This is a genomic window from Agromyces fucosus (assembly GCF_004134865.1).
In the GTDB taxonomy this organism is placed as follows: domain Bacteria; phylum Actinomycetota; class Actinomycetes; order Actinomycetales; family Microbacteriaceae; genus Agromyces; species Agromyces fucosus.
The window spans coordinates 952,560-965,114 of the sequence record NZ_SDPO01000001.1 but is presented as its reverse complement, the minus strand read 5'-3'; the positions used below and the strand labels follow the sequence as shown (position 1 = coordinate 965,114).

Below are 12,555 nucleotides of genomic sequence, written 5' to 3'. Positions count from 1 at the left end.
CATTTCGGGGGACAAGGCGTGTCCCCCTTTCCCGGAATCCGTGGCGTTCCGGGCCGAGCATGCCGAGCGGCGACGCCGTCCCCACGGATTTCGGGGGACATCCGCTCAATTCCCGGCGCGCACCCAGCGGCCGGGCCCGACCTCGAGCGGACGGCGCATCGCCCCGCCGCTGCGGATCCAGGCGCTGCGGCCGGGGTCGACGGATGCCTCGCCCGCCGTCTGCTCGTCGAGTGCTGCGAGCAGCACCGCCGTCACCGCGGCTGCGCCTTCGGGCGTGACCACTCGGGTCTCGAAGCGCAGCGCGGCCGCGCGTTCGTCGATGTCGTCGCTCATGTCGTTCGCCCCTACAGCGGGATGTTCCCGTGCTTCTTGGCGGGCAGGCTCGCCCGCTTCGTGCGGAGCGCGCGAAGCGCCTTCACGACGGCGACCCGGGTCGCTGCCGGCTCGATCACGCCGTCGAGCTCGCCGCGCTCGGCGGCGAGGAACGGGGAGGCCACGTTGTACGTGTACTCGTTCGCGAGCTGAGTGCGCACGGCCGCGACGTCTTCACCTGCCAGCTCGGCGGCCTTGATCTCGGCCCGGTAGAGGATGTTCACCGCACCCTGGCCGCCCATGACGGCGATCTCGGCCGTCGGCCAGGCGAGGTTGATGTCGGCGCCGAGCTGCTTGGAGCCCATGACGATGTACGCGCCGCCATAGGCCTTGCGCGTGATGATCGTGACGAGCGGCACGGTCGCCTCGGCGTAGGCGTAGAGCAGCTTCGCGCCGCGGCGGATGACGCCGGTCCATTCCTGCTCGGTGCCGGGCAGGTAGCCCGGAACATCGACGAGCGTGAGGATCGGGATCGAGAACGCGTCGCAGAAGCGCACGAACCGCGAGGCCTTCTCGCCGGCCGCGATGTTCAGCGTGCCGGCCATCTGGCTCGGCTGGTTGGCGATGATGCCGACGGTTCGCCCGTCGACCCGCGCGAAGCCGACGATGATGTTCGGCGCGAACAGCGGCTGCACCTCGAGGAAGTCGCCGTGGTCGACGATGCCCGCGATGACCGTGTGCATGTCGTAGGGCTGGTTCGGCGAATCGGGGATGACGGTGTTCAGCCGCCGGTCGTCGTCGGTGATCTCGAGTTCGGCCTCGGCGTCGTACACCGGGGCATCCGTCATGTTGTTGTCGGGGAGGAACGAGATGAGCGTGCGCGCGTAGTCGAGCGCATCGGACTCGTCGCTCGCGAGGTAGTGGGCGACACCCGAGACCGAGTTGTGCGTGAGGGCGCCCCCGAGCTCCTCCATGCCGACGTCTTCGCCCGTGACGGTCTTGATGACGTCGGGGCCGGTGACGAACATCTGGCTCGTCTTGTCGACCATGATCACGAAGTCGGTGAGTGCGGGGGAGTACACCGCGCCGCCGGCGGCCGGACCGCACACGATCGAGATCTGCGGGATGACGCCCGAGGCCTGGGTGTTGCGGCGGAAGATCTCGCCGTACTTGCCGAGGGCGACGACGCCCTCCTGGATGCGGGCTCCGCCCGAGTCGAGGATGCCGATGATCGGGACGCCCGTCTTCAGCGCGAGCTCCATGACCTTGATGATCTTCTCGCCGGCGACCTCGCCGAGCGATCCGCCGAAGATCGTGAAGTCCTGGGAGTACACGGCGACCTGGCGACCGTGGATGGTGCCGGTGCCCGTGACGACGGCGTCGCCGTAGGGCCGCTTGCCCTCCATGCCGAACGCGTGGGTGCGGTGCCGCACGAACTCGTCGAGTTCGACGAACGAGCCGGGGTCGAGCAGCTCGGCGATGCGCTCGCGCGCCGTCATCTTGCCTTTGGCGTGCTGCTTCTCGATCGCCGCCTCACCCGACGCCGTCACGGCTTCGTGGTAGCGCAGCTTGAGGTCGGCGAGCTTGCCGGCGGTCGTGGAGAGGTCGGGGCCGTCAGTCGCTTCGGTCACGCCGTTCACTCTACCGCTGAGCTGTTGGCCGACTTCGTTGACGGATTCCTACAAGATCGGACGCGCCACTGGTGGCAATCGCCATGCGAGTGGGCAGGCGCCCGGCTGGATAGGGTGATCGCATGGATTGGGAGCGATCGCGCGCCGCGGTGCCGAGGTTCGAGTTCCGCGACGAGGTCGGGTCGACCAACGACGAGCTCAGGGCGGCGGCGAGCGGTCCGGATGCCGCCGAGTGGGGCCATGGCGCCGTCATCGTCACCGACAACCAGACGCACGGGCGAGGCCGCCTCGGCCGCGTCTGGCTCGCCCCGACGGGCAAGACGCTCGCGATCTCGGTGCTGCTGCGCCCGGAACTCGAGGGTGGCGGCCCGCTGCCGTCCGACGCCTATGGCTGGATCCCCCTCATCGCGGGGGCCGCGATGACCGTCGCCGTGCGGCGTGCGGTCGAACCGCACCTCGCGCAGGCGGCGGAAGCCGAGCCGTCTTCCTCGGCGCTCGACGCGAGCGGCCCCGCGCCATCCGCTCGTCGCAGCCGTCGCCGCTCCCAGGTCGAGGAGGCCGAGGCGCAGGACGACAGCGGCGGGGTCGAAGTGCTGCTCAAGTGGCCGAACGACGTGCTGGTCTCGGGCTACAAGATCTGCGGCATCCTCTCCGAGCTCCTGCCGGAGTCCGGGGCGGTCATCGTCGGCGCGGGCCTCAACCTCACGCTCGACGAGCACGACCTGCCCACGCTGACGTCCACGTCGCTGCTGCTCGTCACGGGCGCCCAGCCCGACGCCGACGCCGTGCTCGCCGACTACCTCGGCACGTTCCTCGAGATGTTCGACGCCTTCGTGCGATCGGGTGCGGATGCCGCGGCGAGCGGCATCTCCGCGAGGGTCGCCGAGCTCTGCGGCACGATCGGCAGCGAGGTGCGCGTGGAACTGCCGGGCGACCGCGAGCTCCTCGGGCGCGCTGATCGGCTCGACGTCGACGGTCGACTCGTCGTGATCGACCGCGAGAACGGCGAGCCGTGGTCTGTCGCCGCAGGAGACGTGACGCACCTGCGGTATTAATGTCGTATGAGGCCTGCCGTGACACCCGAGTCGGCCGTGCCGGCGGCGCAGCCGCCCGAGCGCGTCGTCGCGCGAGTGCGCCGGCACGCCCGCATCCTGATCCTCCCGGCGATCCTGCTCATCCTGGTGGCCGGGGCGACGGCCTACGGCGTCGGCATCGTGCCCGAGACCTGGCAGGTGCTCGCGGTCCTCGGCGGTGCGGTGGTCGTCGTGCTCCTCGGCTCGTTCCTGCCCTTCCTGGCCTGGCTCACGCGCCGCACGACGATCACGACCCGACGGGTCATCGTCCGCAGCGGCGTCGCGATCCGCGTGCGACAGGAGCTGCTGCTGAGTCGAGGCCACGACGTCACGGTGCGGCGCACCTGGGGTCAGAGTGCGTTCGGATCGGGCGATGTGCGCATCGAGACGGGCCATGAGAAGCCGCTCGTGCTGAAGGACGTGCCGAATCCCACGCTCGTGCAGGGTGCTCTGCATGAGCTCATGGGCGAGGAGCAGGCTCGCCTCTCCGAACGCCGACGCGTCGAGCAGACGATGATCGACGGCGACACCGTGGCGTGGGGCGGACGCTGAACCTGAGCGATCGTGCAGCGGGACGTCGATAAAGGACGTAACGTGGACAGGTGGTCTCGCGTCGCCCGAGCGCGAGCCGCACGATGAAGGGTTTCTCTTGGCCGACGAATGCAAACACGGTTTCGATGACGGCCTCTGCGCCATCTGCTTCCCCCCGCCCGAACCCGAGGCGAAGCCTGCGCCCGCCCCGGTGGCACGCTCCGCACGGTCGACGACGACCCGCAGCGGACGGCCTCCGGCGCGCGTTCCCGGCGCCTCCCGGCCGACGATCGCATCGGACGCACCGCGTCTCGACCTGAAGGCGATGCGCATCTACCACGTGACGCACATCGACAACCTGCCGCCGATCCTCGATGCCGGCGCCCTGCTCGCCGACGCAGCCGGCGCAGTTCCGGTCGTCGACCTCGCCGCCCCGCACGCACGCGAGTACCGGCGCGGCGCCGCGATCGACGGCACCGATGCCGTCGTGGCCGACTACGTGCCGTTCCTGCTCACGACCGACGCGCACGTCTGGAACGCGGTGCGCACGGCGACGCCCGACCCTCGCCTCGGCGAGGAGGCCGTGAATCGCGCACCCGCCGATTTCGTCATCTTCGTCAGCTCGCTCACGAGCGCGCAGGCGGGCAAGGCCGAAGTGGCGGGCACCATCGTCGTGACCGAAGCGGATGCAGCGGTCGCCGGCGCGGCCGTCGCGACCGAGTGGGTCGACGTGCAGCGTCTGCTGCAGCGCCTGCACCGCGAAGAGGATGGTGCGGGCCTCGACGGTGCCGAGCTGCTCGTGCGCGAATGCCTGCCGCTCGACGACGTGGCGCTCATCGCGGTCGCCAACGAGCCCGTCCGCGACCGTGTGCGGGCCGAGCTCGCCGGTGCCGGCGTCCGCGCCCGCGTCGCGGTCTACCCGCCCTGGTTCCAGCCGACCGCCGAACCGGCGGAGTAGGCCGCGTTCAGGGGGTGTTCGTCGGCGACGACGCCCCCTCGGGTTCCGCAGGCGCCGCTTCGTCGGGCTCCTCGAACAGGGTTCGCTGCGCCTCTTCGACGCGCGCGAGGTTCGAGAGCCCGTCGGCGCGGTGGTGCCCGAACACCCAGTACCGGTACAGCACGAAGCGGAACGCCGTGCCGAGACCGAGGCCGACCACGTTCGTCGCGACGTTGTCGGCCAGGAGGCTCGTGTACCCGAGCCAGTGATGGCTGAGCCAGAGGCATCCGAGCGCGATCGCCATGCCGCCGAGCGAGACGATCGCATACTCGGCGAACTCGCGCACGTAGTTGCGGCGGCGGTGCTTGCGGAACGTCCAGTAGCGGTTGCCCAGCCAGTTGAAGACGATCGCGACGCTCGTGGAGATCGTCTTCGCGCCGATCGCCGACTGCGCCCAGTGGCCCTCTCCGAAGACGCCGAGTCGCAGCATGTTGAAGAGGGCGACGTCGATCACGAGGCCGATGAGGCCCACGACCCCGAACTTCACCGCGTAGGCGAGCAGGCCGTCCCAGAGTCGTCGGAGGGCGCTCGCGAAGCGGGTGGACACCGGCACATCCTATGCGGTCGGGCGCGGCCTAGACTGAACTGGGCGCCCGCGCGGGCGCCGATGGCGGCGGCGAACGGAGTGCATGGCGTGCGGGTCGGAGTGATCGGTGGAGGGCAGCTCGCCCGGATGATGATCCCCGCGGCGATCGAACTCGGAGTCGACCTCCGAGTGCTCGCCGAGGCCGAGGGCATGTCGGCGGCGATCGCCGCCGACCGCGTCGGCGACTACACCGACACGGCCACCGTGCTCGAGTTCGCGCGAGAGGTCGACGTCGTCACCTTCGATCACGAGCACGTGCCGCAAGACGTGCTGCGCGCCCTCGTCGACGCGGGTGTGCCCGTGCACCCCGGGCCCGACGCGCTGCGCGTCGCGCAGGACAAGCTGGTGATGCGGGAGCGCCTCTCCGAACTCGGCCTGCCCGTGCCCGACTGGGCTCGCGTCGAGACCGTCGCCGACCTCGACGACTTCATCGCCGACCACGGCGGCGTCGCGGTCGTGAAGACCCCGCGCGGCGGCTACGACGGCAAGGGTGTGCGCGTCGTGCGCAGCGCCGCCGAGGTCGCGGAGTGGTTCGCCACGATCGCCGAAGACGGCGGCGCCGGAGCACTCCTCGTCGAGGAACTCGTCGACTTCCGCCGCGAACTCGCCCAGCTCGTGGCTCGTCGCCCGTCGGGCGAGGTCGTCGCCTGGCCCCTCGTCGAGACCGTGCAGGTCGGCGGGGTCTGCAGCGAGGTCATCGCGCCGGCGCCCCGATCGGCGGGCAGGCTCGCGGATGTCGCGGCCGACGTCGCCATCACGATCGCCGAGGGCCTCGGGGTCACCGGGGTGCTCGCCGTCGAGCTCTTCGAGACGAGCGACGAGCGGATCCTCGTCAACGAGCTCGCGATGCGACCGCACAACAGCGGCCACTGGTCGATGGACGGCTCGACCACCGGGCAGTTCGAGCAGCACCTGCGTGCCGTGCTCGACCTGCCGCTCGGCGCCACCGGCAGCCGCGACGACTGGTCGGTCATGGTCAACGTGCTCGGCGGGCCGGCCGAGGGTTCGCTGACGGACCGCTATGCGGCGGCCCTCGCCGACCATCCCACCGTCAAGGTGCACAACTACGGCAAGGCGCCGCGCCCGGGGCGCAAGATCGGACACGTCACCGCGACGGGCGACGATCTCGACGCCGTCGTCTACGAGGCGCGGGCCGCGGCGGCGTTCTTCCAGGACTGACGTCGGCTCCGCCGGCCGCGTGCCCTGCGGTCATCTCACAGCGCACGGCCCTACACTCGATCAAGTGATTGAGACGAACACCGCACCCCTCGTCGGCGTCGTGATGGGTTCCGACTCCGACTGGAACGTCATGCGCGAGGCATCCGCCCTGCTCGACGAGTTCGGCGTCGCCCACGAGGTGGAGGTCGTCTCGGCGCACCGCACGCCCGAGAAGATGATCGCGTACGGCAAGGAGGCGGCCGGACGCGGGCTCAAGGTCATCATCGCCGGCGCCGGTGGCGCAGCCCACCTGCCCGGCATGCTCGCCTCCGTCACGACCCTGCCCGTCGTCGGCGTGCCAGTGCCGCTGTCGCGCCTCGACGGCCTCGACTCGCTGCTCTCGATCGTGCAGATGCCCGGCGGCATCCCCGTCGCGACGATGGCCATCGGCGGCGCCAAGAACGCCGGCCTCTTCGCCGTGCGCGTGCTCGCGGCATCCGACCCCGACCTCGCCGGCGCGCTCGACGCGTATGCGACCGACCTCGCCGCGCTCGTCGAGGAGAAGAACGAACGGCTCAAGCAGAACCGATGACGCTCGCCGCCAGCCCGATCCGCTACCCGGACGTCGCCTCGCGCACGGTCATGACCCGCCGCGCGTGGTGGCTCGTCGTGCTCAACTTCCTGATCCCCGGTGCGCCGCAGGTGCTCGCCGGCAGCCGGAAGCTCGGCAGGTTCGGGCTGGGGTCGACGCTCGTGCTCTGGACCCTCGTCGTCCTGGCGATCGTGGTCTGGTTCGTCTGGCCCGCAACGCTCTTCACGGTCTTCTCGATGTCGATCACGCTCTGGATCGTCGCCATCGTGCTCGCGTTCTACGCGGTGCTCTGGGTGATCCTGACGCTCGACACGCTGCGCCTCGTGCGCCTCGTGAAGACGGCGCCCTCCGCACGCATGTGGGTCGCGGGCCTCACCACCATCGCGATGATCGGGATCTCGGGCACCGCCGCCTACGGCGCCTACTTCGCGACGACCACGAGCGGTTTCATCGCATCCGTCTTCGCCCCGGGGCCGAGCGAGCCGCCCGTCGACGGCCGCTACAACATCCTGCTCCTCGGCGGCGACTCCGGTCCCGATCGGGAGGGCATGCGACCCGACAGCATGACCGTCGTCTCGATCGACGCCGAGACCGGGCAGGCGGTCACGATCGGCCTACCGCGCGACCTCGAGTACGTGCCGTTCCCCGAGGACTCGCCGCTCGCGGCCGTCTACCCTGAGGGCTACGGCGCGATCGACGGCTGCGAGGTCGACGTGTGCCAGCTCAACTCGATCTACACCGAGGTCGAGCTGAAGAGCCCCGAGATGTACCCCGACGCCGTCGCCGAGGGCAGCGAGCCCGGCATCGAGGGCGTCAGGGACGCGGCGGAGGGCATCACCGGCCTCGAGATCCAGTACTACGCGCTCATCGACATGCAGGGCTTCCAGCAGCTCATCGATGCGCTCGGCGGGGTCGACATCAACGTCGACACCCGAATCCCCATCGGCGGCGACGAGAACAACGAGGGCGTCGACGGGTGGATCGAGCCGGGTCAGCAGCACCTCGACGGCTACCACGCGCTCTGGTACGGCCGCGCGCGCTACGGCACCGCCGGCGGCGACTACGAGCGGATGGCGCGCCAGCGCGTACTGCAGGAGGCGGTCCTCCAGCAGTTCACGCCGGCGAACGTGCTCTCGAAGTTCCAGGAGGTCGCGTCGGCGGGCGCCGACACCGTGAAGACCGACATCCCGCAGTCGATGCTCGGCTACTTCGTGAACCTCTCCATGAAGACCAAGGAGCTGCCGATCACGACCGTCGAACTCGTGCCGGCGAACGGCGTCGATCCGACGGATCCCGATTGGGACTACATCCGATCGCTCATCGAGCCGGCCGTCGCCCCCGCCACGGAGGAGCCGGCGACGGAGTGAGGACGCCATGAATCTGATTCAGCGCGCCCGCGTCATGTTGACCCCGTTCGAGAGGGGTGCACGACGTGTGCTGCGGCCCGCCAGACGTGCAGTGCGTGGCGCGGTCGTGCGGTTCTACGCGACCGGCCGGTTCCGTCCGAGGGCGCTGCGCGGCGTCCCCTCCGAGTCGGGACTACCGCTGATCGTCTGCCTCTGGAACCGACCAGGGCGCATCGAGGCGATCCTCGACGAGCTGGTTGCTCAGAGCGGAGTGTCGGACCTGCGAGTGCTCTTCTGGAACAACGCCCGCCGGCAGAGCCGCCACTATCGGAACGCGATCGCCCGGCATCCGCTCGGAGGCGCGATCGGAAGCGTCGAGTTCGTCGACAGCGTGATGAACGTCGGCGGTCTCGCGCGGTTCCTCGTGTTCCGTCGACTCCGTCGTTCAGGTTATGACGGCCCGGTCATCATGCTCGACGATGACCAGGTGATCGGACGAACGTTCCTGGCCGAACTGGTCCGGCGATACAGCGCGCGATCGTACGTGGGGGTGTGGGCCTTCCGCCAGTTGGGTGGTTACTGGCATCGCGAGGAGTTGGGCGACGGGGAGACCGCCACCTATGTGGGGACAGGCGGCTCGATCTGCGATGCGAGCATCGTCGATCGCGCCGATTTCTTCAGCGCGCTCCCTGCGCGCTACCTCTTCATCGAAGACCTCTGGTTGAGCCATCGTGCGCGAGAAGCGGGATGGCGTCTCGAGAAGGCCGACCTGGAATTCCGATTCGTACTGTCGGAAGCCGACCAATACCACGGACTCGGCGACCTGAAGGAAGAGTTCCACCGCTACCTCGCGGAATCTGCGCACACCGCTTCCGAACGCTGAGGCCGGCCGGTGTGGCGGTCGCCTCCGGGTCGAACGTTCCACGGCAACGGCCGTCGACCGATGCGGGCCCGAAGGCCTCGATCAGAGGTCGGCGTGGAGCTGCCAGACGCGCTCCGCCGAGTCGCGCCAGCTGAAGGCATGAGCCCGGTCACTGGCGGTCACCGAGAGCCGCTCGGCCACGCTGGACTGCTCCACGACGGCCGTGACGGCCGCCGCGAGGCGTTCGGTGTAACCGCCGCCGATGCCGATCGGTACGACGAGGCCGCTGTCGGCCGCCACTTCGACATACGCGGCCGTGTCGGAGTGGATGACGGGCAGGCCGAAACTGAATGCTTCGATGAGCGAGGTGCCCGAACCTTCTTCGTGACTCGGGGCGACGAAAGCCGTGGCACGCGAGAGCACCACGGCGAGGTCCGCGGGGTCGTCGACCTCGACGGCGTGCACGCGCCGAGGGTCGACCCCGGACTCGTCCGCGACGGTCGCGAGGTGCAGTTCGCCCCAGGTCGCGGGACCGATGACGACGAGGTCGATGTCGGGCACGCCCGGGCGGCCGAGGGCTTCGAGCAGGTCGACGATTCCCTTGCGCGGTTCGAGGGTTCCCGTGACGACGAGGTAGGCCGGTGGAAGCGCCAGACGCGCGGCCCTCGCGGCGGTCTCGGCCTCATCGGCCGGAATCACGAGCCCCGGTCTCGGCGCCGTGCCGATGACGCGCACGCGGTCACCGAAATCGGCGATGTCCGCGAGACGCTCGGCGAGGGCATGGGTGGGGACGACGACGGAGTCGGCATGCTTGCGTGCGCGCCTCAGCATTCCCTTGTGCCACGCGACGGACGCGGTCGTCAGGGTCTCGGGATGGGTCCAGGGGAGCAGATCGTGCACGGTGACGACGACCTGGTCGCCGCTCTGCGTGCGATCGTGGCGGCGCAATGGAGCGAAGAGACCGGGGGAGTGGATCATGCCGCCGCCGGGCGACGTGGTGAGGCCGAGCTGCCACGCGGCGGCCAGCTCACGGCGAGCGAGCGTCGTCTTGTAGAGGGCCGAGAGACCGGGGAACCTCGCCTCGATTCGTTCGTAGTCGGCGGGTGACGAAGCGGACACGATGCCCTCGACCTCGCAACCGTGGGGAACGCTCTTGAGGAGCGAAGAGGTCAGGGCGTCGGTGTAGACGCCGATGGAGCCGGGCACCGGAGCGATGACCTGATCGAGGATGATCCGGAGGGTTGTGGGCATTGGGCTCCTTCGTGCGGCAGATGCTCGGCAGCGACGGTCGGACAGGAACCTCGTCGCGGTGGAAGGCGGCTCGAGCGCTCTCGGCAGTCTAGTTGGTCTGGGTTTCGTCACCAGCGCGCCACGTGTCTCAGGTCGGATCACGGCCTTGTTGCAGGGTTCTGCCATCCGACGTTGGCTATGGTGGAGGCCGATGTTCTGACGATGTGAGGAGCGCATCGATGAGTTGGGCCGGTGCTGTCCTTCCACTTCTCTTCGGAGCCCTGGTTCTCCTGGCTCCAGGGGCGGCTCTGCTTCTCGTGCTCAGGCAACGGGGAATGGTCGTGGTCGCGGCGGCACCTGCGGTGAGCCTCGGGATGCTCGCGATCGCGACGCTCGCGCTACCGGCGATCGGAATCCAATGGTCGCCGGCATCCGCAGGGATCGTCTGCATTCTCCTCGTCTGCGCGGCGGTCGGCGTTCGAGCCTGGTTCCCCGCGTTCCGGGAGCCGAAGGGAGGACCCGACGGCCGAGCCACGATGTTCGGGTTCGCCGTCGGGGCCGTCATCGCCGCCGTGTCGATCGGCTGGAGGCTCACGGCCGCGATCGGGCAACCCGAGAACCTCTCCCAGACGTTCGACAACGTGTTCCATTTGAACGCCGCCGAGTACATCGTGATGAGCGGGGATGCCTCACCGCTCACGTTGAGCAGCCTGACCTTCGCGGTCGACGGTGGCGGTTCGTTCTATCCCGGCCTCTGGCACGCGATCGTCGCACTCGTCGCGGAGGGCACCGGGGCGAGTATCCCTCTTTCGGCCAATGCCGTGGATGTGCTGCTCGCCGCGCTCGTGTGGCCGCTCTCCGCTGCGCTGCTCGTTCGAATACTGTTCGGGTCCTCATGGGCAGGCCAGGTCGCGACCGGTCTCGTCACCGGGTGCTTCGCGCTGTTCCCGTTCCTCCTGCTGGACTTCGGCATCGTGGCACCGTATGCGCTGTCGGTGGCAGCACTGCCCGCAGCGCTCGCATGGATGGTTGCCCTGTTGGGCCTGGGGAACGCGGCGCCGGCGGAACGACCTGCACTGTGGATCGCCGCCGGTCTCTCGTCGATCGGCGTGGCCTTGGCTCACCCGGGCGGGGTGATTGCCCTGCTCGTCCTCATCGCGCCCGCCGCCGTCGTGGCATTCGGCGCATGGTGGCGGCGAACTCGAATGAGTGGGACTCCGCTCCGCACTCGGGTTCTCGCACTCGTCGGTGCGTTGGTCCTCTTGGTCGGCGCGGCGGCCGTGTTCGTCGTCGTCCGACCCACCCGCGAAGCCGCGTTCTGGGGGCCGCCGATGTCATTCGACGCCGCGTTCACCTCGATCCTGCAGAGCTCCGAGGCGTTTCGCGCGCCGGCGCTGTTCCTGAGCGTCGCGATCGCGGTCGGCCTGATCGCGGTCTGGGCGCTGAAGCAGCAACGGTGGCTCAGCGTCTCCTTCCTGTTGGTCCTCTTCATCTACGTGATCGTCGCCGCTCTCCATGTCGGACGTCTCCGGTACCTGCTCACTGGAACCTGGTACAGCGACATCTATCGAATCGCCGCACTGATCCCGGTCGTCGCCGTACCGCTGCTCGTCGCGGGTTGCCTGTGGGGCGGGCATCTGCTCGGTCTCGGCATCGAACGATGGAAACGGAAGATGCCGTCGCTCGGGCCGATCCGACCGGGCACCGTCTCAGCGGTCACGGCCACCGTGCTCGCCCTCGTGGTCGCAGTGCTCGCGCAGACCGGGGCGGCACTCGCCTCGGCCTCATCGTCGATCACGGCCGTCTACGCGACGACCGATGACTCCGCGCTGCTGTCAGCCGACGAACGTGCGCTCCTCGATCGAATCGCCGACGAGGTGCCAGCCGACGGCGTGGTCGTTGGGAACGCGTGGACCGGTGCATCGCTGAGTTCCGCGATCGGCCAGCGGCGTGCGCTCGTTCCACATATCTTCGCAACGCTCGACCCCGACACTCGACTGATTCTGGACCAGCTGGACACTGCCGAACCGGGCTCGGAGGTCTGCGAGGCGGTGCGGCGGCAGAATGTGACGCACGTGTTGGATTTCGGCGCACGCGAGGTCCACGGTGGTCTGCACGAGATCGGGGGTCTCGACGACCTCGACAGCTCGTCCGCGGTCGAGCTCGTGGATGAACAGGGCGAGGCGAGGCTGTACCGGGTCGTCGGCTGCGGATGAACGCCGAAAGACCGGGTCCAC

The 12,555-nt window shown here is 69.4% G+C and carries 12 protein-coding genes; 8 read left to right on the top strand and 4 right to left on the bottom strand.

The features are described from left to right. Window positions 1-105: 105 nt before the first annotated feature. A complete protein-coding gene (locus ESP57_RS04450; RefSeq protein WP_129230670.1) occupies window positions 106-333 on the bottom strand; it encodes an acyl-CoA carboxylase epsilon subunit in 228 nt (75 codons plus the stop codon). Window positions 334-344: 11 nt separating this feature from the next. Continuing rightward, entirely contained in the window at window positions 345-1,943 is a 1,599-nt protein-coding gene (locus ESP57_RS04445; RefSeq protein ID WP_056012903.1) for an acyl-CoA carboxylase subunit beta, read from the bottom strand. 122 nt (window positions 1,944-2,065) lie between these two features. Here ESP57_RS04445 and ESP57_RS04440 point away from each other — a divergent pair, with 122 nt between their 5' ends. The 3 genes from ESP57_RS04440 to ESP57_RS04430 all read left to right on the top strand — a co-directional run bounded on the left by ESP57_RS04440 (window position 2,066) and on the right by ESP57_RS04430 (window position 4,505). After that, window positions 2,066-2,998: a biotin--[acetyl-CoA-carboxylase] ligase gene (locus ESP57_RS04440; protein ID WP_129230669.1), complete on the top strand. Its 933-nt coding sequence runs from the start codon at window positions 2,066-2,068 to the stop codon at window positions 2,996-2,998. A 6-nt stretch (window positions 2,999-3,004) separates the two neighbouring features. Next, window positions 3,005-3,568, top strand: a complete 564-nt coding sequence (locus tag ESP57_RS04435; RefSeq protein ID WP_115957326.1) for a PH domain-containing protein — start codon at window positions 3,005-3,007, stop codon at window positions 3,566-3,568. A gap of 190 nt (window positions 3,569-3,758) precedes the next feature. After that, window positions 3,759-4,505: a DarT ssDNA thymidine ADP-ribosyltransferase family protein gene (locus tag ESP57_RS04430; RefSeq protein WP_129230668.1), complete on the top strand. Its 747-nt coding sequence runs from the start codon at window positions 3,759-3,761 to the stop codon at window positions 4,503-4,505. A gap of 7 nt (window positions 4,506-4,512) precedes the next feature. Here ESP57_RS04430 and ESP57_RS04425 read toward each other — a convergent pair whose 3' ends face one another. Then, window positions 4,513-5,091: a GtrA family protein gene (locus tag ESP57_RS04425; RefSeq protein ID WP_243648394.1), complete on the bottom strand. Its 579-nt coding sequence runs from the start codon at window positions 5,089-5,091 to the stop codon at window positions 4,513-4,515. Between the two features lie 60 nt (window positions 5,092-5,151). On the opposite strand from ESP57_RS04425, the gene ESP57_RS04420 reads away from it, so the two are divergent. The 4 genes from ESP57_RS04420 (at window position 5,152) to ESP57_RS04405 (ending at window position 9,109) form a co-directional block, all read left to right on the top strand. After that, the gene (locus tag ESP57_RS04420) at window positions 5,152-6,309 is read left to right on the top strand and encodes a 5-(carboxyamino)imidazole ribonucleotide synthase (RefSeq protein ID WP_129230667.1); all 1,158 of its coding nucleotides are present in this window, start codon (window positions 5,152-5,154) and stop codon (window positions 6,307-6,309) included. Window positions 6,310-6,412: 103 nt separating this feature from the next. After that, a complete protein-coding gene (purE, locus tag ESP57_RS04415; protein ID WP_199470589.1) occupies window positions 6,413-6,880 on the top strand; it encodes a 5-(carboxyamino)imidazole ribonucleotide mutase in 468 nt (155 codons plus the stop codon). Next, entirely contained in the window at window positions 6,877-8,247 is a 1,371-nt protein-coding gene (locus tag ESP57_RS04410; protein WP_129230666.1) for an LCP family protein, read from the top strand. Before purE ends, ESP57_RS04410 begins: the two co-directional genes overlap by 4 nt. 265 nt (window positions 8,248-8,512) lie before the next feature. Then, window positions 8,513-9,109: a hypothetical protein gene (locus ESP57_RS04405; protein ID WP_129230665.1), complete on the top strand. Its 597-nt coding sequence runs from the start codon at window positions 8,513-8,515 to the stop codon at window positions 9,107-9,109. Between the two features lie 81 nt (window positions 9,110-9,190). On the opposite strand, the gene ESP57_RS04400 is transcribed toward ESP57_RS04405, so the two are convergent. Next, window positions 9,191-10,339, bottom strand: a complete 1,149-nt coding sequence (locus ESP57_RS04400; protein ID WP_129230664.1) for a glycosyltransferase family 4 protein — start codon at window positions 10,337-10,339, stop codon at window positions 9,191-9,193. Window positions 10,340-10,557: 218 nt separating this feature from the next. On the opposite strand from ESP57_RS04400, the gene ESP57_RS04395 reads away from it, so the two are divergent. Further along, window positions 10,558-12,534, top strand: a complete 1,977-nt coding sequence (locus ESP57_RS04395) for a DUF6541 family protein (protein WP_341539071.1) — start codon at window positions 10,558-10,560, stop codon at window positions 12,532-12,534. Window positions 12,535-12,555 lie beyond the last annotated feature (21 nt).